The organism is Variovorax sp. J22P240 (assembly GCF_030316855.1).
Taxonomy (GTDB): domain Bacteria; phylum Pseudomonadota; class Gammaproteobacteria; order Burkholderiales; family Burkholderiaceae_C; genus Variovorax.
The window spans coordinates 157,204-178,480 of sequence record NZ_JASZYR010000006.1; the positions used below are offsets into that span (position 1 = coordinate 157,204).

At 64.6% G+C, this 21,277-nt stretch carries 21 protein-coding genes; 1 reads left to right on the forward strand and 20 read right to left on the reverse strand.

Going from position 1 to position 21,277, the window contains the following annotated elements:
* Positions 1–3 precede the first annotated feature (3 nt).
* Positions 4–942, forward strand: a complete 939-nt coding sequence (locus QTI24_RS17700) for an amino acid ABC transporter substrate-binding protein (protein ID WP_503011275.1) — start codon at positions 4–6, stop codon at positions 940–942.
* Positions 943–949: 7 nt separating this feature from the next.
* Here the strand turns inward: QTI24_RS17700 and hisA are convergent, their stop codons facing one another.
* From hisA to QTI24_RS17800, 20 genes are all read right to left on the reverse strand, one after another.
* Positions 950–1,696 carry a 1-(5-phosphoribosyl)-5-[(5-phosphoribosylamino)methylideneamino]imidazole-4-carboxamide isomerase gene (hisA, locus tag QTI24_RS17705; RefSeq protein WP_286602172.1) on the reverse strand — a complete coding sequence of 249 codons (747 nt, stop codon included), beginning with the start codon at positions 1,694–1,696 and terminating at the stop codon, positions 950–952.
* Positions 1,697–1,842: 146 nt separating this feature from the next.
* Entirely contained in the window at positions 1,843–2,493 is a 651-nt protein-coding gene (gene hisH / locus QTI24_RS17710) for an imidazole glycerol phosphate synthase subunit HisH (protein WP_286602336.1), read from the reverse strand.
* Complete coding sequence (gene hisB, locus QTI24_RS17715) at positions 2,490–3,119, reverse strand: imidazoleglycerol-phosphate dehydratase HisB (protein ID WP_286602173.1); 630 nt, start codon at positions 3,117–3,119, stop codon at positions 2,490–2,492. Before hisB ends, hisH begins: the two co-directional genes overlap by 4 nt.
* Positions 3,116–4,207: a histidinol-phosphate transaminase gene (gene hisC, locus QTI24_RS17720; RefSeq protein ID WP_286602176.1), complete on the reverse strand. Its 1,092-nt coding sequence runs from the start codon at positions 4,205–4,207 to the stop codon at positions 3,116–3,118. Before hisC ends, hisB begins: the two co-directional genes overlap by 4 nt.
* Before the next feature lie 5 nt (positions 4,208–4,212).
* Positions 4,213–4,584 carry a hypothetical protein gene (locus QTI24_RS17725; protein ID WP_286602177.1) on the reverse strand — a complete coding sequence of 124 codons (372 nt, stop codon included), beginning with the start codon at positions 4,582–4,584 and terminating at the stop codon, positions 4,213–4,215.
* A gap of 20 nt (positions 4,585–4,604) precedes the next feature.
* Entirely contained in the window at positions 4,605–5,921 is a 1,317-nt protein-coding gene (gene hisD, locus QTI24_RS17730; protein ID WP_286602178.1) for a histidinol dehydrogenase, read from the reverse strand.
* 13 nt (positions 5,922–5,934) lie between these two features.
* Positions 5,935–6,576 carry an ATP phosphoribosyltransferase gene (gene hisG / locus QTI24_RS17735; protein WP_286602179.1) on the reverse strand — a complete coding sequence of 214 codons (642 nt, stop codon included), beginning with the start codon at positions 6,574–6,576 and terminating at the stop codon, positions 5,935–5,937.
* Positions 6,573–7,859, reverse strand: coding sequence for a UDP-N-acetylglucosamine 1-carboxyvinyltransferase (gene murA / locus QTI24_RS17740; RefSeq protein WP_286602180.1), 1,287 nt, complete (start codon positions 7,857–7,859; stop codon positions 6,573–6,575). The genes hisG and murA overlap by 4 nt, the downstream gene beginning before the upstream one ends.
* A gap of 18 nt (positions 7,860–7,877) precedes the next feature.
* Complete coding sequence (locus QTI24_RS17745; protein ID WP_286602181.1) at positions 7,878–8,132, reverse strand: BolA family protein; 255 nt, start codon at positions 8,130–8,132, stop codon at positions 7,878–7,880.
* Positions 8,133–8,364: 232 nt separating this feature from the next.
* Complete coding sequence (locus QTI24_RS17750) at positions 8,365–9,129, reverse strand: ABC transporter permease (protein WP_286602337.1); 765 nt, start codon at positions 9,127–9,129, stop codon at positions 8,365–8,367.
* Positions 9,129–10,076 (reverse strand): ABC transporter ATP-binding protein, encoded by a 948-nt coding sequence (locus tag QTI24_RS17755; protein WP_286602183.1) that lies wholly within the window; start codon positions 10,074–10,076, stop codon positions 9,129–9,131. The genes QTI24_RS17750 and QTI24_RS17755 overlap by 1 nt, the downstream gene beginning before the upstream one ends.
* A gap of 34 nt (positions 10,077–10,110) precedes the next feature.
* Positions 10,111–10,383 carry an STAS domain-containing protein gene (locus tag QTI24_RS17760; RefSeq protein ID WP_286602185.1) on the reverse strand — a complete coding sequence of 91 codons (273 nt, stop codon included), beginning with the start codon at positions 10,381–10,383 and terminating at the stop codon, positions 10,111–10,113.
* 4 nt (positions 10,384–10,387) lie between these two features.
* Positions 10,388–11,041 carry an MlaC/ttg2D family ABC transporter substrate-binding protein gene (locus QTI24_RS17765; RefSeq protein WP_286602187.1) on the reverse strand — a complete coding sequence of 218 codons (654 nt, stop codon included), beginning with the start codon at positions 11,039–11,041 and terminating at the stop codon, positions 10,388–10,390.
* Between the two features lie 115 nt (positions 11,042–11,156).
* Positions 11,157–11,891 carry an MlaA family lipoprotein gene (locus tag QTI24_RS17770; RefSeq protein ID WP_286602189.1) on the reverse strand — a complete coding sequence of 245 codons (735 nt, stop codon included), beginning with the start codon at positions 11,889–11,891 and terminating at the stop codon, positions 11,157–11,159.
* Positions 11,888–12,376: an outer membrane lipid asymmetry maintenance protein MlaD gene (mlaD, locus tag QTI24_RS17775; RefSeq protein WP_286602192.1), complete on the reverse strand. Its 489-nt coding sequence runs from the start codon at positions 12,374–12,376 to the stop codon at positions 11,888–11,890. Before mlaD ends, QTI24_RS17770 begins: the two co-directional genes overlap by 4 nt.
* A gap of 25 nt (positions 12,377–12,401) precedes the next feature.
* Complete coding sequence (mlaE, locus tag QTI24_RS17780) at positions 12,402–13,184, reverse strand: lipid asymmetry maintenance ABC transporter permease subunit MlaE (RefSeq protein ID WP_286602194.1); 783 nt, start codon at positions 13,182–13,184, stop codon at positions 12,402–12,404.
* A complete protein-coding gene (locus tag QTI24_RS17785; protein ID WP_286602195.1) occupies positions 13,181–14,005 on the reverse strand; it encodes an ABC transporter ATP-binding protein in 825 nt (274 codons plus the stop codon). Before QTI24_RS17785 ends, mlaE begins: the two co-directional genes overlap by 4 nt.
* Positions 14,006–14,139: 134 nt before the next feature.
* Positions 14,140–15,618 carry a glutamate synthase subunit beta gene (locus tag QTI24_RS17790; RefSeq protein WP_286602196.1) on the reverse strand — a complete coding sequence of 493 codons (1,479 nt, stop codon included), beginning with the start codon at positions 15,616–15,618 and terminating at the stop codon, positions 14,140–14,142.
* Positions 15,619–15,651: 33 nt separating this feature from the next.
* Positions 15,652–20,400, reverse strand: a complete 4,749-nt coding sequence (locus tag QTI24_RS17795) for a glutamate synthase-related protein (protein WP_286602198.1) — start codon at positions 20,398–20,400, stop codon at positions 15,652–15,654.
* Positions 20,401–20,580: 180 nt separating this feature from the next.
* Positions 20,581–21,276 (reverse strand): transposase, encoded by a 696-nt coding sequence (locus tag QTI24_RS17800; RefSeq protein ID WP_286602199.1) that lies wholly within the window; start codon positions 21,274–21,276, stop codon positions 20,581–20,583.
* Between the last annotated feature and the right edge of the window lies 1 nt (position 21,277).

Consider the following 21,277-nt stretch of genomic DNA (forward strand, 5'->3'; position numbering starts at 1 on the left):
GACATGAAGCGCGTCCACAAGCTGTCGATGGCCGCAACGCTGCTTGGCAGCCTTCTGTGCCTGTCGCCGGCGGCGATGGCCCAGACCGAACCGATTCCGGCCGCCCCGGCGCAGTTGACCGGCACGCTCGCCAAGGTGCGCGAGTCGGGGACGGTCAGCATCGGGTATAGGGAATCCTCGGTGCCCTTCTCGTACCTGTCCGCTCGCAACGAGCCCATCGGCTATTCGATCGAGTTGTGCAAGGCGGTGGTCGATGCGATGAGCGAGGCGGTGCACAAGTCGCTCACGACGAAATGGGTGCCGGTGACCGCCGAGTCGCGCATCGACGCGGTGGTGAACGGCCAGGTCGACCTCGAATGCGGCTCGACCACGAGCAACCTGGAGCGGCAGAAACGCGTCAGCTTCTCGCCAACGATGTTCGTGTCGGGCACCAAGTTGCTGGTCAAAAAGGGCTCACCGATCCAGTCATTCACCGACTTGGCGGGCAAGAACGTCGCCGTGACCAGCGGAACCACCAACGAGAAGACGATGCGGGACCTGTCCGCCCGCTTCAAGCTGGGCCTGAACCTGCTGGTGTCGCGCGACCACGCCGAGTCCTTTGCTCTGGTGAAGACCGGGAAGGCCGATGCGTTCGCGACCGACGACGTGCTGCTGTACGGCCTCATCGCACAGGACCGCGGCACCGCCGCTGGCCCGAGCGACTATCACGTGGTCGGCGACTTCCTGTCGTACGACCCCTACGGCGTGATGTACCGGAAGAACGACCCCCAGATGGCGGCGATCGTCAACAGCACCTTCCAATACCTGGCCCAGGATGGAGAGATCGAGCGCCAGTACAAGCGCTGGTTCCTGCGCAAGCTACCGTCCGGGACCAGCATCAACCTGCCGATGAGCCCTCAACTCGAGACCATCATCCAGACAATGGCCGTGAAATCTGAATAGGGGCCGTTCAGGCGGCGTCCGCGAGTTCGTCGGCGCGGGCCTGTGCTGCGGCGAAGTCCAAATCACCCGAGTAGATCGCTCGGCCGCAAATCACGCCTTCGACGCCGTCGGGTTCGACGGCGCACAGCTTGTCGATGTCGGCCATGTTCGACAGGCCGCCCGATGCGATCACCGGGATGGTCAGCGCCTGGGCCAGCCTGACGGTGGCCTCGATGTTGATGCCCGACAGCATGCCGTCGCGGCCGATGTCGGTATAGATGATCGACTCGACGCCGTAATCCTCGAACTTCTTGCCCAGGTCGGCGACCTCGTGGCCCGTCAGCTTGCTCCAGCCGTCGGTCGCCACCTTGCCGTCCTTGGCGTCCAGACCCACGATGATGTGGCCGCCGAAGGCGCTGCAGGCGTCCTTCAGGAAGCCGGGGTTCTTGACCGCGGCGGTGCCGATGATCACGTAGCGCAGGCCGTCGTCGATGTAGCGCTCGATGGTGTCCAGGTCGCGGATCCCACCGCCGAGCTGCACCGGGATGTCGTCACCGACCTCTCTCAGGATCGCCTTGATGGCCGCATGGTTCTGCGGCTTTCCGGCAAAGGCGCCGTTGAGATCGACCAGGTGCAGCCGCCGCGCGCCGGCTTCGAGCCACTTGCGCGCCATCGCGGCCGGGTCTTCGCTGAATGTGGTGGACTGGTCCATGTCGCCTTGCTTGAGGCGAACGCAGTGGCCATCCTTGAGGTCGATCGCAGGAATGAGGAGCATGGTGCGGGATTGCGTGGAACGAACGATGAAATCGCGAAAGATCGTGCGGACGAGCGGAAGTGGGTGGCGAAATGCGCGATCGTACTCAGAATCGGGCGGGCGCCGCAGGCACGAGCGCGAGCCGCACGGTCGATGCGTTCAGGGTGTCAGGGATTCCAGTGGAGGAAGTTTCGGTAGAGCTGCAACCCATGGTCCGCACTCTTCTCCGGGTGGAACTGGGTAGCAAAAATATTATCGCGTGCGACGGCGGCGGTAAAGCGCTCCCCATATTCCGCCTCGCCTGCACTGTGTTTGGCGTCGGTCGGCCGGGCGTAGAAGCTATGGACGAAGTAGAAGTAGCTCTGGTCGGGCACTCCCGCCCAGACCGGGTGCGGCCGCACCTGCCGGACCTGGTTCCAGCCCATCTGGGGCACCTTGTAGCGGCTGCCGTCCGGCTGGGTACGGCCGGCCAGCTCGAACTTGCGAACGTTGCCGGGAATCAGACCCAGGCCGTCGGTCGGCCCCTCGTCGCTGTGCGACAGGAGCATCTGCATGCCCACGCAGACGCCGAACAGCGGCTTGCTGGCCGCCGCCTCGAGCACGGGCTCCAGGAGCCCCGAATCGCGCAGTTCGCGCATGCAGTCGGGCATGGCACCCTGCCCCGGCAGCACCACGCGGGTGGCTCGGCGCACGACATCCGGGTCGGAGGTGACGAACACTTCCACCCCGACCTGATCGGCCGCATGCTGCACGGCCTGCGAAACGGATCGCAGGTTGCCCATGCCGTAGTCAACGACGGCAACAGTATTGCGTGTCAGAGCGAACCCTTCGTCGACGGAATGACGCCCGCGGAACGCGGATCCAACTCCAGCGCCGCGCGCAGCGCCCGCGCAAAGGCCTTGAAGACCGTCTCGCACTGGTGATGCGCGTTCACGCCCTTGAGATTGTCGATATGGAGCGTCACGAACGCATGGTTGACGAACCCCTGGAAGAACTCATACGTGAGCTGGCTGTCGAAGGTGCCGATCATGCCGCTAGTGAAGGGCACGTCCATCACCAGGCCGGGACGGCCGGAAAAATCGATCACGACGCGGCTCAGCGCCTCGTCCAGTGGCACATAGGCATGGCCGTAGCGGCGGATGCCCTTCTTGTCGCCCACGGCCTTGGCAACCGCCTGCCCCAGCGTGATGCCGACGTCTTCCACCGTGTGATGGCCATCGATGTGCAGGTCTCCCTTGCAGTCGATGTCGAGGTCGATCAGCCCGTGGCGGGCGATCTGATCGAGCATGTGGTCGAAGAAGCCGATGCCGGTCGACAGCTTCGAGCGGCCGGTGCCGTCGAGGTTGACCTCGACCGTGATCTTCGTTTCAGCCGTGTTGCGCGTGACCGCTGCCGTCCGCGCGGAGGCGGCGACGACTGCTTCGGGTGCCGTGGGGGTGTTCATAGTGAGGCTTCGAGTGCCGCGAGCATCCGCGTGTTTTCGTCGGCGGCTCCGACGGTCAGGCGCAGGCAATTCGCGAGCAGGGTATGCATTTTAGAAACGTTCTTGACCAGCACGCCGCCCGCCTTCATACCCTCGAAGGTCTTTGTGGCATCGGGAACACGCACAAGGATCATGTTGGCTTCGCTGGGCCATGCCTTCACGCCGGACAAGCGCGCCAGCGCTTCGAAGATGCGGGCGCGCTGGCTTCGGATATCGGCGGCCTGCCGCGCGAACACGTCGGCGTGCTCCAGCGCGAAGAGCGCGCACTCGCAGTTGAGCACGCTGATGTTGTACGGCGGGCGCACCTTGTCGACCTCGGCGATCAAGGCGGCCGGGCCCATCATGTAGCCCAGGCGGACGCCGGCGAGGCCGAACTTGCTGAGCGTGCGCATCAGGAGCACGTGGTCGCGGCGGGCGACCCGGTCGATGTAGCTCCTGGCGGCAAAAGGCTGATAGGCCTCGTCGATGACCACCAGGCCGCCTTGCGCGCCCTGCGCATCGATGATCTTCTCGATCGCAGCATCGTCCCAGAGGTTGGCGGTCGGGTTGTTCGGATAGGCCAGGTAGACGATGGCCGGCTTTTCCTGAGCGATGGCGTCGAGCATGGCGCCTTCGTCCAGCTCGAAGTCGGCAGTCAGCGGCACGCCCACGAAGCGAAGGCCCTGCAACTGCGCGCTCATCGCGTACATCACGAAACCGGGAACGGGCGCCAGGATCGCCGCGCCGGGCAGGTCGCAGGCCATGGCAAGCAGCGAGATCAACTCGTCCGAGCCATTGCCCAGCATGAGCGCAAAGCCATCCGGCATGGCGGCGTGCTTCGCCAGGGCGCGCTGCAACTCAGCGCCACGTTCGCCCGGATAGCGGTTCAGCGCGAGCGCGCCCAGGCGCTGGCCCAGAGCGGCCTGCAACTCCGGGGGCAAGCCATGGGGGTTCTCCATGGCGTCGAGCTTGATCAGGCCGCGCGCATCCTGCACCGCATAAGCATGCATGGATTGCACGTCAGCGCGAATGCGGCCGAGGGCAGCGGTGGTGGCGGTCTTGGGGGTCATTCGGTTCAGGGGTTGCAGCGGTAGCTGTTGCGCAGGGCGGCCGAGAGGACGAGCTGGACCGGCATGTCGGCTTCGTAGCTGTCGGCGTTGCGCGTCAGTTCGGACTGGTAGAGGGAGCGAGCCATCGCCGGCTCGAACTTGCGGCCGTTGATGCAGAAAGGCGGCTTCTGGCCCGTGCGCTGCGCCGCGTCGCTGGCTTCGCGCAGGCCTTCCATCACGCCGACGAGGTAGTAATTGGCGTAGAGCTTGCCGTCTTTTTCATTGGCTTCCAGGGTGCGCAGTTCGCGGATGGTCATGGCCGAGGCGCTTGCGGCACACGCCAGAGCGGCCCAGGCCAGCAGCTGCCCCAGCCGGTGGAATCGGATTCGCCCCGTCATGGTCCCCATCCGGCGCACCCTCAGCGCAATCTCATGCGTGCGGCCTCGGCATGTGCGGAAAGCCCCTCGCCTTCCGCGAGCGTGACCGCGATGCGGCCGAGCACTTGCGCGCCCGCTTCGCTCACCTCGATGAGGCTCGATCGCTTCTGGAAGTCGTAGACGCCCAGTGGCGAACTGAAGCGCGCGGTTCCGCTCGTGGGCAGCACATGATTGGGCCCCGCGCAGTAGTCGCCCAGGCTCTCGCTGGTGTAGGCACCCAGAAAGATCGCACCGGCATGCTTGAGCAGAGGCTCCCAGCGACCTGGCTCGCGGCTGCTGACTTCCAGATGCTCGGGCGCGATACGGTTGCTGATCGTGCAGGCCTCCTCCATGCTGCGGGTGTGGATCAGCGCGCCGCGCCCGTTGAGCGAGGCCGCGATGATCTCGGCGCGCGGCATCGTAGGCAGGAGCCGGTCGATTTCCTGCTGGACGCGCTGGATGTAATCGGCGTGGGGGCACAGCAGGATGCTCTGCGCCAGTTCGTCGTGCTCGGCCTGGCTGAACAGGTCCATCGCCACCCACTCGGGCGGCGTCGTGCCGTCAGCCAGCACCAGGATCTCGCTCGGGCCGGCGATCATGTCGATGCCCACGGTGCCGAACACGCGGCGCTTCGCGGCAGCCACGTAGGCATTGCCGGGGCCGGTGATCTTGTCGACCGCCGGAATGGTTGCCGTCCCATAGGCCAGCGCGGCCACTGCCTGCGCGCCGCCGATGGTGAACGCGCGCGTCACGCCGGCGACGTGCGCCGCAGCCAGCACCAGCGGATTCTTCTCGCCGCCCGGTGTCGGCACGACCATGATGATTTCGCCGACACCCGCCACGTGCGCGGGAATCGCGTTCATGAGCACGCTGGACGGATAGGCCGCCTTACCGCCCGGCACGTAGATGCCGACGCGGTCGAGCGGCGTGACCTTCTGGCCGAGCAAGGTGCCGTCGTCGTCACGGTAGCTCCAGCTTTCGCCGCTCGCCTTCTTTTGAGCCTCGTGGTAGCTGCGGACCCGGCGCGCGGCAGCTTCGAGTGCGTCGCGCTGGGCGGCAGGCAGCGACTCGAAGGCGGCGCGCAGCTCGGTTGCCGTGAGTTCGAGTGCCTCCATGCCGGTCACGTCGAGACGGTCGAAGCGGCGTGTGTACTCCAGCACCGCGGCATCGCCGCGGCGCTGCACGTCCGCCAGGATGTCTGCCACCACCTGCTCGATCGCCGCGTCCGCCTCGGCGGACCAATGCAGGCGCGCCTTGAATTCGGCCTCGAACCTGGCCGAGGTGGTCGAGAGAAGGACGGGAGCAGCTTTCAGTTTCATGGCGATTGCCGGATCACTTGGAAGGAATGGCCGAAGAGAAGGCGTCGACGATGTGGCGAATCGCCTGGCGCTTGAGCTTGAGCGCGGCCTGGTTGACCACCAGGCGCGCGCTGATGTCCATGATGCGCTCGACTTCGACGAGGTGATTGGCCTTCAGGGTATTGCCGGTCGAGACCAGGTCGACGATCGCGTCCGCCAGGCCCGTGAGAGGCGCGAGTTCCATGCTGCCGTAGAGCTTGATCAGGTCCACGTGCACGCCCTTGGTGGCAAAGAAATCGCGCGCCAGGCCGACGTACTTCGTCGCGACCTTGATGCGCGAACCCTGCTTGACGGCCGAGGCGTAGTCGTAGTCGGCACGCACCGCCACGCTGAGACGGCAGGCCGCGATGCGGAGGTCCAGCGGCTGGTATAGCCCCTGGTTGCCGTGCTCGAGCAGGACGTCGAGGCCGGTGACGCCCAAGTCGGCACCGCCGTACTGCACGTACGTGGGCACGTCGGAGGCACGAACCAGCACCACGCGCACGTCGGGCTTCGTGGTGGCGAGGATCAGCTTGCGGGATTTATCCGGGTCCTCCGTGACCTCGATGCCCGCCGCGGCCAGCAGAGGCAGCGTTTCCTCGAAGATGCGACCCTTGGAGAGCGCCAGGGTGATCATGGCTGCACCTCGGCAGGGCCGGCCACGCGCTCGATGTCGGCGCCGAGGCCGCGCAGCTTGGCTTCCATGCGGTCGTAGCCGCGGTCGAGGTGATAGATGCGATCCACCAGCGTCTCGCCGTCGGCCACCAGGCCGGCGATGACGAGGCTCGCCGAAGCGCGCAGGTCGGTCGCCATCACGGTCGCGCCCGACAGCTGCGAGACGCCTTCGATCACTGCCACCTTCCCGTCGGTCTGGATCCGGGCGCCCAGCCGCAGCATCTCGTCGACGTGCATGAAGCGGTTCTCGAAGATGGTCTCGGTCACGGTCGAGGTACCTTCGGAGATCACGTTGAGCGCCATGAACTGCGCCTGCATGTCCGTGGGAAAGCCCGGGTACTCGGTGGTGCGGAAGCCCTGCGCCTTGAGACGGCCCTCGCTCTGGACACGGATGCCCCCGTCCACCGCCGTCACGTTCGCGCCCGCGGCGAGCAGCTTCTCGATGACGGCATCCAGATGGTCGGCACGTCCATGCTTCAGCATGACATCGCCGCCCGTGGCCGCCACGGCGCACAGGAAGGTGCCCGCCTCGATCCGGTCGGCCACCACCTGGTGCGTGCAGCCGCTCAGCCTCTCCACGCCCTGGACGCGAATACGGCTGGTGCCGTGCCCTTCGATCTTCGCGCCCATGGCGATCAGCATTTCAGCCAGATCGGCGATCTCGGGCTCCTGCGCGGCGTTCTCCAGCACGGTCTCGCCTTCCGCCAGCGCGGCAGCCATCAGGAAGTTTTCGGTGCCGGTGACGGTGACCATGTCGGTCGTGATGCGCGCGCCGTGCAGTCGTTGGCGTCCGCCGCCGATGCTGGCCACCATGTAGCCGTGCTCGACCACGATGTCGGCGCCCATGGCCTGCAGGCCCTTGATGTGCTGGTCGACCGGCCGCGAACCGATGGCGCAGCCACCCGGCAGCGACACCTTGGCTTTGCCGAAACGGGCAAGCAGAGGGCCCAGCGCCAGCACGGAAGCCCGCATGGTCTTGACGAGCTCGTAAGGTGCTTCAGGCACCTCCAGCGAGCGGGCATTGATGCGCACGGTGCCGTTGTCGTCGCGCTCCGCAATGACGCCCATGTTGTGGACCAGCTTGAGCATGGTCGCGACATCCTTCAGGCGCGGCACGTTGTGCAGCGTGACGGGCTGATCGGTCAGCAGCGCCGCGCAAAGCTCGGGCAGCGCGGCGTTCTTGGCGCCGGAAATGAGTACCTCGCCGCGAAGCTTGCGCCCGCCGCGAATCAGAAGTTTGTCCATGAAAAATCCAGCGGAGGTCTAGCGGGAGGGCGAAGAAGTCTGGTCCGCCCATTCGGTGGGCGTGTAGGTTTTCATCGAGAGCGCGTGCACCTCGTCGGTGTGCATTTTCGCACCCAGGGTGGCATAGACGCGCTGATGTCGCTGGATGGCGCGCTTGCCCTCGAACTCCGCGGAGACGATGGTGGCATACCAATGGCGGCCGTCGCCCTCGAGGGCGATGTGATCGCAGGGCAGCCCGGCCTGAATGATGGATTGCAGTTCTTCAGCAGTCATATTTGTTGCTCGCCCCCAGGCTGCGCGCACTTCGTGTCGCTTCGCCTACCCCCTACCGGGGGCAACACCAGCGGCCCGGCCAAGCCGGATCCGCGGTGTTTTACGAAAGGGCACGGTCTTGCTGGTCCTTGCACGGGCTGCCGCGGAACCGGCTTGGCCGGGCCGCAGGCGGCGCGCCCTGCAAGGGGGTGGGCGGCCACACGAAGTGGGCAAGCCTGGGGGTGTTTCATGGTCATCCGCGGATCTTGTAGCCAATGCGGAGCAAATGCACCGCAATCGCGCTCACCACCAGCCAGGCGCTGCCGACGATCGCAAGGCTCGTCCACGGCGATATGTCGCTGACGCCGAAGAAACCGTAGCGGAAGCCGTCGATCATGTAGAAAAACGGGTTCAGGTGGCTGACCTTCTGCCAGAAGGGCGGCAGCGAGCCGATGGAATAGAACACGCCTGACAGGAAGGTCATCGGCATGATCAGGAAGTTCTGGAACACGGCCATCTGGTCGAATTTCTCGGCCCAGAGTCCAGCGATGAGTCCGAGCGTGCCCAGGATGGCCGCGCCCAGGAGTGCGAACACGACGATCCACAACGGCGCCACGAAGCCCGGCATCGCGAACAGTGCCGTGACCACGAACACGCCCAGGCCGACGGCCAGTCCGCGCACGATCGACGAGCCGACATAGGCGAAGAACCAGCCCCAGTGCGACAGGGGCGTGAGCAGCACGAACACGAGACTGCCCATGATCTTGCTCTGGATGATCGACGACGAACTGTTGGCGAACGCGTTCTGCAGCACGCTCATCATCACCAGGCCGGGCACGAGGAAAGCGGTGTAGCTGATCGTGCCGTGGACCTTGACGTGATCTTCGAGCACGTGGCCGAACACCATCAGGTAGAGCAAAGCCGTCAGGACGGGCGCGCCGACAGTCTGGAAGCCGACCTTCCAGAAGCGCAGCGTTTCCTTGTAGAGCAAGGCACGCCAGCCCAGCGCATTGATCATCATCTTGCGACCTCCAAGGGCGTCTGCTCACCGGCCATGAGGTCGATGAAGACATCCTCCAGATCGGCCTTGCGCATTTCGACGTCTTCGACATCCAGGCCTGCCTCGCGGATCGCGGCGAGCAATTGCTCGACCTCGTGCGCGTTCTGCGCAGGCAATTGCACGATGCGCCCGGTAATGCGCGCATGCTGCGCGATCGACCAGGGCAGCATGCCGTCAGTCTTGAAGCGCAGCACGTTGCTGGCCGCGGAACGGAGCAATTCGCTCGTGCGGTCCAGCGCAATCACTCGTCCCTGCTTGAGCATGGCGATGCGGTGGCACAGCGCCTCTGCTTCTTCGAGGTAGTGCGTGGTCAGCAGCACGGTGCTGCCTTGCTTGTTGAGCTTGGCTACGAACTGCCACAAGGTCTGGCGCAATTCGACGTCCACGCCGGCCGTGGGCTCGTCCAGCACGATGACCGGGGGCTTGTGCACCAGCGCCTGCGCGACGAGAACGCGGCGCTTCATGCCACCGGAGAGTTGGCGCATGTTGGCGCCCGCCTTGTCCGCGAGCCCCAGGCTGTGCAGCAATTCGTCGATCCAGGCGTCGTTGTTCTTGATGCCGAAGTAGCCCGACTGGATCCGAAGCGCTTCGCGAACGTTGAAGAACGGATCGAAAACGAGCTCCTGAGGCACCACCCCGAGCTTTCGGCGCGCCTGGGCGAAGTCTTTCTGGACATCGAAGCCATGGACGCTGATCGAGCCCGCGCTCGGGCGCGACAGGCCTGCGAGCATGCTGATCAGAGTAGTCTTGCCGGCGCCATTGGGTCCGAGGAGCCCGAAAAACTCGCCCTCTTCGATCTGGAAGCTCACCTCGTCGACCGCTCGCAGGCCCAGTTTTCCGTGGGCCCGTTGCTGGCGTGAGGCAGGATAGGTCTTGGAGACCGATTGAAAAGAGATCGCGGGCATGGGAACCCTCGATTTTACGGGGCCAGTGTTTTTGTCAGGGCGCGGCGGGCAAAAGGCCCGCCACGCCGTACAGCGAAGCGAGTTCCCGCAAGCGAGGTGGCAAGCCCTTCACGGCGAACCCGCGACCCAAGGCACTCGACTCACGCCGGCACTCGAGCAGCACCGCCAGCGCCGAGGAATCGAACTGCGCCAGCGCGCTGGCGTCGACCACCGTGGAGGTATCTGTCTTCCCGGCAAGCCCCTGCTGGAGCATGTAAAGGCAGGCGGGTGCCTCGTCGTGCGTCAACTTCGGCGGGAGCACCAGCATCGGGTCAGCTCTTGCCGTTGGTCTTGTTGCGCGCTGCCAGCGCTGCAATCAGGCCGTCGATGCCCTTGCTATTGATTTGCTGTGCGAACTGCGTGCGGTAGGTATCGACCAGCCAGACGCCGAGGACATTGATGTTGTAGATCTTCCAAGCGGCCGTCTCGCCCGGCGCTTTTTCGAGCCGATAGTCGAGTTGCACCGGATCGCCGCCGCCGCGGACTTCGGTACGGACGAGGACTTCCTTGTCGTCGAGCGAGCCACGGAACGGACGCACGCTCACCGTCTGGTCGCTCACTTGGGCAAGCGCGCCTGCATAGGTGCGCACGAGCAGGGTCTTGAACTCTTCCTCCAGGCGCTTCTGTTGCTCCGGCGTGGCCTGACGCCAGGCCGGGCCGACGGCAGACGCCGTCATGCGCTGGAAGTTCACGTTGGGCATGATCTTGTTGTCGACCAGGACCATGATCTTGTCAATGTCACCGGTCTTGATCGACTTGTCCGCCTTGATGGTCTCCAGCACATCGCTCGAGATGCGCTTGACCAAAGCATCGGGCGTTTCATCGGCTGCGTGCGCAGGTCTCACGAACGCGGTGGCGGCACCGACAAGCAAAAGGCCGGCGAGCGCAAAGCGGCCCAAGGTGCGGCGTTGAAGAATCTGGTTCATCGAATAAATCCCTTGTACTCGTTTCCACGTCGGGCAACTTGAAGATTGGAGATGGCCCGGTCGAAAGGGTTCCACCATACCAAGTTCCACTGCAACCGAATGCAAGAGCCCGATACTAGTTTCCGTCGTCGGGCAAGTTGCCGTCGTGCACTTCATTGCGCCTTCTCTGCAGGAAGGCATCACGCGTGAACGTATACCTGTCCAGGGCGGCATCTTCCAGCAACTGGCTTGCACGCAAGAGGTTCGACCGGAGATCGACCAACCGAAGCGCATACAAGGAATTGCGCACCGGAATGTCCCCGATGACGCTGATGAGGTCACCCTGCACATCCACGGCGAGCGCCGCGGTATCACGCACCGTCGAAGGACCGAGCAATGGGAGGACCAGGTACGGCCCGCTCGGTACGCCCCAACGACCCAGCGTCTGGCCGAAGTCTTCGGTGTGGCGATCAATGCCCGCCTCGGTGGCGACGTCGAGGATGCCGCCGAGTCCAAAGACCGTATTGACGTTCACGCGCATGAAGGTCTGCGCGCTGTCCTGCATCTTGAGTTGCGCCACGCTGTTCACGAAGCTCCAGACGTCCGACAGATTGCCGAAGAAATTGTTGACGCCCGTGCGTATCGGCGATGGCAACGCGCGCTGGTAGACCGTTGCGACCGGCCGCAAGACGGCATCGTCGACGGTATCGTTGAAGCGCGAGACTTGACGGTTGAGCGGCTCGAAGGGGTCCGCCGGATTGGCGTTGGGGCCGGTCGCGCATCCCGTCATGAGGATCAGTGCGCTCGCAGCCAATGCCCAGCGCAGACCCAGGGTCCTGAGCGGCTGGGCAAGGAGAGATCGTGGTTTCATTTCTTGTTGGAGTTACCCGACGGCGGGCTTCCCTCGGCCGCCTTGCTATAGAGGAACTGACTGATCAGGTTCTCCAGCACGACCGCGGACTGCGTCGCAGTGATGACGTCGCCGGCCTGGAGGGTCTTTTCGTCGGCACCCGCCTCGATGCCGATGTACTGCTCGCCGAGCAGGCCACTGGTCAGGATCTTGAGCGAGCTGTCCTTCGGGAAACTGTATCGGGTTTGCAGCCCCAGCGTGACAGCGGCCTGGAAGTTCTTGTCGTCGAACGTGATCGATTCGACACGTCCGACGACCACGCCAGCGCTCTTGACCGCGGTCTGCGGCTTCAACCCGCCGATGTTGTCGAAGCGCGCAGTCACCGCGTAGGTTTTCTGGAAGTTCAGGCTCAAGAGGTTGGCCGACTGGAGCGCCAGGAAAAGCAGCGCCGCAGCGCCGATCAGCACGAAAAGGCCGACCCAGATGTCATTGTTGGAACGTTGCATGCGTTGCACTCTCCGATCGATTTTTTTAGATGCTGAACATCATGGCTGTCAGCAGGAAGTCGAGCCCGAGCACCGCGAGCGATGCCACGACGACGGTTCGGGTCGTGGCGCGCGACACGCCTTCGGGCGTCGGCTGCGACTCATAGCCCTGCAGCAGCGCAACAAAGGTGACCGTGACCCCGAAGACGATGCTCTTGACGACGCCGTTGCCGACGTCCCGCCAGACATCGACGCCGCCCTGCATCTGCCCCCAGAACGCGCCTGGATCGACACCCAACATCAAGACGCCGACGACATAGCCGCCTACGACGCCAACCGCGCTGAACACGGCCGCAAGCAGCGGCATGGTGATCACACCTGCCCAGAAGCGGGGGGCAAGGATGCGTTGTACCGGATCGACCGCCATCATTTCCATGGCGCTCAACTGCTCGCCCGCCTTCATGAGACCGATCTCCGCCGTCAGCGAGGTGCCCGCGCGGCCCGCGAAGAGCAGCGCCGCTACCACCGGCCCGAGCTCCCGCACGAGACTCAGGGCCACCAGCAGGCCGAGCGCTTCCGACGAACCGTAGCGCTGCAATGTGTAGTAGCCCTGCAGGCCGAGCACGAAGCCAACGAAGAGCCCCGACACCGCGATGATCGCGAGCGAGTAGTTGCCGAGGAAATGGATCTGGTCCCGCACCAGCCCGAAGCGACGCAGGCTCTGCGCTCCACGGAAGACGAGACGCAGGAAGAGACGCGCGCCCAGACCAAGGTCTGCGAGCTTGCTGCGCGCTGCGAAACCCACGTCCGAAGGCTTGTACCAGCTCATGCACGTCCCCCCTCGGGATTGCCGAAATCGTCCTCGACACCGACGGCGGGGTAGTGGAAATGCACCGGCCCATCGGGCAGCGCATTGACGAACTGGTGGACCAGCGGATCGGTGCTCTTTCGCACTTCATCCGGCTTGCCCTGTGCGGCGATGCCGCCATTGGCGAGGATGATCACGTGATCCGCGATCCGGAACGTCTCCTCGAGATCGTGCGACACGATGATGCTGGTGAGCCCGAGCGTGTCGTTGAGTTGCCTGATGAGCCGCGCCGCCGTGCCGAGCGAAATGGGATCGAGCCCGGCGAAGGGCTCGTCATACATCACGAGATCGGGATCGAGCGCGATCGCGCGCGCCAGCGCCACGCGCCGAGCCATGCCGCCGGACACCTCACTCGGCATGAGATGCCGCGCGCCGCGCAAACCGACCGCGTCCAGCTTCATGAGCACGATGTCGCGGATGAGGGCCTCCGGCAACTGCGTGTGTTCGCGCAATGGAAAGGCGACGTTGTCGAACACGCTCATGTCGGTGAATAGCGCGCCGAACTGGAACAGCATGCCCATGCGGCGCCGCGCGGCATAAAGCGCATCGGCGCCAAGTCGGCCAACGTCCTGGCCGTCGAAAAGTACAGCGCCACGCTGCGCGCGCAACTGGCCGCCGATCAGCCGAAGCACCGTGGTCTTGCCTCCGCCCGAGGCGCCCATGAGCGCGGTCACCTTGCCGCGCGGCACGGTGAGCGAAACGCCGTCAAGAATTGCGCGCGCGCCATAGCCAAACGCGACATCGCGAAATTCGACGAGGGGAGTAGCGGGGGATGTGTCCATGGCAATGAAAAAGCCGGGGCGCCCTCAGGCATCCCGGCTTGCGGTGACACACAATGATACGGGAAGCGCCATACCTGCTCGCGTGAGAAAGTTCTCAACCTGCAGGCACACGGGCTGAAGCGCCCTCCCCGGCTTCAACGCGGCAGGTCGCTGAATCCCATCAGGAATTCATCCACCGAGCGCGCCGCCTGGCGCCCTTCGCGAATTGCCCAGACCACCAGCGACTGGCCGCGGCGGATATCGCCTGCGGCAAACACCTTGGGTACGTTGGTCGCATAGCCGCCGATAAAATCGACGGTGGCCTTGGCATTGCCGCGTGCATCCTTGTCGACACCGAAGGCGTCGAGCACATTCGCCACCGGGCTCACGAAGCCCATCGCGAGCAGCACGAGGTCCGCCTTGAGCACTTGCTCACTGCCGGCGACCTCGACCATCTTGCCGTCCTTCCACTCCACGCGGACGGTCTTCAGGCCGGTGACCTTGCCCTTCTCGCCGATGAACTCCTTGGTCGAGATGGCGAACTCGCGCTCGCAGCCTTCTTCGTGGCTGGAACTGGTGCGCAGTTTGTAGGGCCAGTAGGGCCAGGTCAGCGGGCGGTTTTCCTCTTCGGGCGGCTGCGGAAGCAGTTCGAATTGCGTGACGCTGGCGGCGCCATGGCGATTGCTCGTGCCCACGCAGTCGGAGCCGGTGTCGCCGCCGCCGATCACGATCACGTGCTTGCCGTCGGCCCGAAGCTGTCCCTTGACCTTGTCGCCTGCATTGATCTTGTTCTGCTGCGGGAGGAACTCCATCGCGAAGTGGATACCGTCGAGATCCCGGCCAGGAACAGGCAGGTCGCGCGACTGCTCGGCGCCGCCGGTCAGCAACACAGCATCGAACTCCTTGTCGAGCTGCTCGGGCGTGATGATCTCCTTGGCCCAGTTCGTGACCTTGGAGCCTTTGCCCAAGGGATCCTTGGCCGCACCGACCATCACGCTGGTGCGGAAGGTCACGCCTTCGGCCTTCATCTGCTCGACGCGGCGGTCGATGTGCACCTTCTCCATTTTGAAATCGGGGATGCCGTAGCGCAGCAGGCCGCCGATGCGGTCGTTCTTCTCGAACAGCGTCACGTCGTGACCGACGCGCGCGAGTTGCTGCGCCGCCGCCATGCCGGCCGGGCCGGAGCCGACGACCGCAACCTTCTTGCCGGTCTTGTGCTTGGCCGGCCGCGCGGCCACCCAGCCCTCGTCCCATGCGCGGTCGACGATCGCGTGCTCGATCGACTTGATGCCGACCGCATCGTCATTCACGTTGAGCACGCAGGCCGCCTCGCAAGGTGCGGGGCAGATGCGGCCGGTGAATTCCGGGAAATTATTGGTCGAGTCGAGCACGACGAAGGCGCTCTGCCAGTCGCTGCGATAGACCAGGTCGTTGAAGTCCGGAATGATGTTGTTGACCGGGCAGCCGCTGTTGCAGAACGGCGTGCCGCAGTCCATGCAACGCGCACCCTGCACCTTGGCCTGTGCCTCGTCGAGACCGACGACAAATTCCTTGTGGTGCTTGACCCGCTCCTCGATGGGCCTGTAGCCCTCCTCGACGCGCTCGTGCTCCATGAAGCCGGTGATTTTTCCCATCGTGCTGTCCTCAGTTCTTTATCGTTGCGGCCGTCAGACGGCTGCCACCGGCTTGGCGGCCGTCGCGGCGTGCGGCTCCATGCCCGCATGCGCGTTGTTTCCGCTGCTGGTGAGCTCGACCTCGCGGTCATGGATCTCTGCCAGAGCGCGCTTGTATTCGTTCGGGAAGACCTTGACGAACTTCGTGCGGGAAACGGCCCAGGTGTCGAGCAGCTCGCGCGCACGCTTGCTGCCGGTCCAGCGGTGGTGGTCTTCCAGCAGCTTCCGGAGTTGCGCCTCGTCGGTCTCGCCGTCGTGCCACACCTTGCGATGCACGCTCGCTGTCTGCTCAGCGGAGGTCAGCACCTTGTCGAGCGACACCATCGAGAGATTGCAGCGCGAAGCGAACTGGCCGTCCTCGTCGTAGACGAAGGCGACGCCGCCGCTCATGCCGGCCGCGAAGTTGCGGCCAGTCTTGCCGAGCACCGCGACCGTTCCGCCGGTCATGTATTCGCAGCCGTGGTCACCTGTGCCTTCGACCACCGCGGTCGCGCCGGAGAGGCGCACCGCGAAGCGCTCGCCCGCGACACCGCAGAGGTAGGCCTCGCCGGTGGTCGCGCCATAGAGCGCGGTGTTGCCGACGATGGTGTTGCGAATTGCCTCGCCCCGGAAGTCGAGACTCGGACGCACCACCACGCGGCCGCCCGACAGGCCCTTGCCGGTGTAGTCGTTGGCATCGCCGATCAGGTACAGCGTGATGCCGCGCGCCAGGAAGGCACCGAAAGACTGGCCGCCCGTGCCTTCGAGCTGGATGCGGATCGAGTCGTCGGGCAGGCCTTGCGGATGGACCTTGGTCAACGCGCCCGAGAGCATGGCGCCGACCGAGCGGTTCACGTTGCGGGCCACCTCGATGAACTGGACCTTCTCGCCCTTGTCGATGGCTGGACGCGACCGTTCGATGAGCTTGTTGTCCAGGCTCTTTTCCAGTCCATGTTCCTGGTTCTCGACGTGGAAGCGGGGCACATCGGCCGGCACGTTCGGCTGTGCGAACAAGCGGCTGAAATCGAGGCCGCGCGCCTTCCAGTGCTCGATGCCCTGCTTGGTGTCGAGCAGGTCGGCACGGCCGATCAGGTCGTCGAACTTGCGCACGCCGAGCTGGGCCATGATCTGCCGGACTTCCTCAGCGACGAAGAAGAAGTAGTTCACCACGTGCTCGGGCCTGCCGGAGAACTTCTTGCGCAGCACCGGGTCCTGCGTGGCCACTCCCACCGGGCAGGTGTTCAGGTGGCACTTGCGCATCATGATGCAGCCTTCGACCACCAGAGGCGCAGTCGCGAATCCGAACTCGTCGGCGCCGAGCAGCGCGCCGATGGCGACGTCTCGGCCGGTCTTCATCTGGCCATCGGCCTGCACGCGAATGCGGCCGCGCAGGCGGTTGAGCACTAGCGTCTGCTGGGTTTCGGCCAGGCCGATTTCCCACGGGCTGCCCGCATGCTTGATCGACGACCAGGGCGAAGCGCCCGTGCCGCCGTCATGGCCGGCGATCACGACGTGGTCGCTCTTGCACTTGGCCACGCCGGCCGCGATCGTGCCGACGCCAACTTCGCTCACCAGCTTGACGCTCACGCTCGCGTGCGGCGCGACGTTCTTCAGGTCGTGGATCAGCTGAGCCAGGTCCTCGATCGAGTAGATGTCGTGGTGCGGCGGAGGCGAGATCAGGCCGACGCCCGGCACCGAGTAGCGCAGCTGGCCGATGTAGTTGGAGACCTTGCCGCCGGGCAGCTGGCCGCCCTCGCCGGGCTTGGCGCCCTGCGCCATCTTGATCTGCAGCTGGTCTGCCGACGAGAGGTACTCTGCCGTGACGCCGAACCGGCCCGATGCGACCTGCTTGATCTTCGAACGCAGCGAATCGCCGTCCTTCAGCGGAAGGTCGACTTCGACGTTGGCTTCGCCGATCACGCTCTTGAGCGTGTCGCCCATCTTGATCGGGATGCCCTTGAGCTCGTTGCGGTAGCGGTTCGGATCCTCGCCGCCCTCGCCGGTGTTGCTCTTGCCGCCAATGCGGTTCATGGCAACGGCCAGCGTCGAATGCGCTTCGGTACTGATGGAACCGAGCGACATGGCGCCCGTGGCGAAACGCTTGACGATTTCCGTCGCAGGCTCGACCTCGTCCACCGGAATCGCCTTCGCGGGATCGATCTTGAACTCGAACAGGCCGCGCAGCGTGAGATGCCGGCGGTTCTGGTCGTTGACGATCTGCGCGTATTCCTTGTATGTGTTGAAGTTGTTGGCGCGCGTGCTGTGCTGCAGCTTGGCGATCGCATCCGGCGTCCACATGTGCTCTTCGCCACGCGTGCGCCAGGCGTATTCGCCGCCGGCGTCGAGCATGTGCGCGAGCACCGGGTCGTCGCTGAAAGCGGCCTTGTGCATGCGGATCGCTTCCTCGGCGATCTCGAACACACCGATGCCCTCGACGCGGCTTGCCGTACCGGTGAAGTACTTCGCGATGGTCTCGCTGTTGAGGCCGATGGCCTCGAACAGCTGCGCGCCGCAGTAGCTCATGTAGGTGCTGACGCCCATCTTCGACATGATCTTGGACAGGCCCTTGCCGACCGCCTTGACGTAGTTGTAGATGGCCTTTTCAGCGCTGAGGTCGCCAGAAAGGTCTTCGTGCATCGCGGCGAGCGTTTCCATCGCCAGGTAGGGATGCACGGCTTCCGCGCCGTAGCCGGCCAGCACGCCGAAGTGGTGCACTTCGCGGGCCGAGCCGGTTTCGACGACCAGGCCGGCGGTGGTGCGCAGGCCTTCACGCACCAGGTACTGGTGGATGGCCGACAGCGCCAGCAGCGCAGGGATCGCCACCTGCGTCGGGCCGACCGCGCGGTCGCTCACGATCAGGATGTTGTGGCCGCCCTTGATGGCATCGACCGCTTCGGCGCACAACGACGCCAGCTTGGCCTCGACGCCCTCATCGCCCCAGGAAAGCGGATAGGTGATGTCGAGCGTGTAGCTCTTGAATTTGCCTTGCGTGTACTTGCCGATGTCGCGCAGCTTCGCCATGTCGGCGAAGTCGAGAATCGGCTGGCTCACCTCGAGCCGCATCGGCGGGTTGACCTGGTTGATGTCCAGCAGGTTCGGCTTCGGGCCGATGAAGGACACCAGCGACATCACGATCGCTTCGCGGATCGGGTCGATCGGCGGGTTCGTCACCTGCGCGAACAACTGCTTGAAGTAGTTGTAGAGCGGCTTGTTCTTGTTGGACAGCACGGCCAAGGGGCTGTCGTTGCCCATGGAGCCGATGCCCTCTTCGCCTGCGGCGGCCATCGGGCTCATCAGGAACTTGATGTCTTCCTGCGTGTAGCCGAAAGCCTGTTGGCGATCGAGCAGGCTGACCTGGCTCGGAGATGCCTGCACCGTCTCGGCTTCGACGCTGTCGAGCTTGATGCGCAGGTTCTCGATCCACTGCTTGTAGGGCTTGCTGTTGGCGAGGGTGGCCTTGACCTCCTCGTCGTCGATCATGCGGCCCTGCTCCAGGTCGATCAGGAACATCTTGCCGGGCTGCAGGCGCCACTTGCGCACGATCTTCTGCTCGGGCACGGGCAGCACGCCGGATTCGGAACCCATGATGACGAGGTCGTCGTCCGTCACGCAGTAGCGCGAAGGCCGAAGGCCATTGCGGTCGAGCGTGGCGCCGATCTGGCGGCCGTCGGTGAACACGATCGAGGCCGGGCCGTCCCAGGGCTCCAGCATCGCGGCGTGGTACTCGTAGAAAGCGCGGCGGCGCGGGTCCATCGTTGCGTGCTGCTCCCATGGCTCGGGGATCATCATCATCACGGCCTGGCTGATGGGGTAGCCGGCCATGGTCAGCAGTTCGAGGCAGTTGTCGAAGGTCGCGGTGTCGGACTGGCCGGGGAAGCTGATCGGATAGAGCTTCTGCAGGTCGGCGCCGAGCACGGGCGAGGACATCACGCCTTCGCGTGCCTTCATCCAGTTGTAGTTGCCCTTGACCGTGTTGATTTCGCCGTTGTGCGCGACATACCGGTATGGGTGGGCCAGCGGCCATTCGGGGAAGGTGTTGGTCGAGAAGCGCTGGTGCACGAGACCGAGAGCGGAGACGCAGCGCTTGTCTTGCAGATCAAGGTAGTAAGTACCAACTTGGTCGGCGAGCAACAACCCCTTGTAGACCACCGTGCGGCTCGACATGCTCGGCACGTAGTATTCCTTGCTGTGCTTGAGCTTCAGGCGCTGGATGTTGGCGCTTGCGGTCTTTCGGATCACGTAGAGCTTGCGCTCGAGCGCGTCCTGCACGATCACGTCGTTGCCGCGGCCGATGAAGATCTGGCGCAGCAGAGGCTCCTTGGCGCGGACGTTTGGCGACATGGGCATCTCGCGGTTGACCGGCACGTCGCGCCAGCCCAGCAGGACCTGGCCTTCGGCCTTGATCGCGCGCTCCATCTCCTGCTCGCAGGCTTCGCGGGACGCGTGTTCCTTGGGCAGGAAGATCATGCCGACGCCGTATTCGCCCGGCGGTGGCAGCGTGACGCCCTGCTTCGCCATCTCTTCACGGTACAGCAGGTCGGGCAGTTGGATCAGGATGCCGGCGCCGTCGCCCATGAGCTTGTCAGCGCCCACTGCGCCGCGGTGGTCGAGATTTTCGAGAATCTTGAGGCCCTGCAACACGATGGCATGGCTCTTTTCGCCCTTGATGTGGGCCACGAAGCCAACGCCGCAGGCGTCGTGTTCGTCAGCAGCAGAATAAAGACCGTGTTCTTGGAGATGCTGGATCTCGGCAGCCGTCGTCATGGCGTGCTCCTTCAGTTTTCGCAGGGAAAGGGAGCATATTGCTTTGCACAAATAATGCCAAACAGTTTAATTGGGGTCAGATTCCGATTAATTTCCGAATGAAATGCTCGGGATAAATATGGGGACACATCAAAAACAATAGCAGACCTACTAGGCATGACGGGCTCTGCGCCACGCTTGCTATTCGCTTCTTGAAGTTGGAGGGCGTCCGGGACGAGCCTTGAGCACACGCCGATCCGTCGTTTTCTGTAACGAATGGAGAAAATCTTCATCGCCGACGGCCCAGCCGCGCAGCGTGGCGTCGGTCAAGGCGGCATGAACCGCGCTCGATATGCCGCCGCGCACCAATTCGGCATACGCGGCCTCACGCGCGAAGGGCGTGTTGCCGAGCGCCCAGTACAGCGGATGCGGTGTCAGGAATCTGTCCTGGCGCAAACCGGCGTAGTGGCCATGGCTCGACCACGGATAGTCGCGGGCTTCCGTTACCATGCCGGCGCGCACCGGATTGAGGTCGATGTACGCCATGCAGGGCAGCAGATAGCGGTCCGTCTGGATCAGCGTGGATCTGTACCGCCCTTCCCACAAGGTGCCGGTGCGGCCATGTCGGTCGTTGAAGTACCGGACATAGCGCCTCCCCACCGCCTGCATCCATTGCGGCAGACCGTCTGCGGTCGACGGCGTGGCGAGCAGGTGAAAGTGGTTGTCCATCAGCACGTACGCATGCAGCGCGATGCCGAAGCGCGCGGCGCTCTCCCCAAGCAGGCCCAGGAAGAATTCGCGGTCAGCGCGATCGATGAAGACCGGTTGCCGATTGTTGCCGCGCTGGATGACGTGGTGCGGCTGATCGGCCAGGGTGAGGCGGGGCAGGCGTGCCATG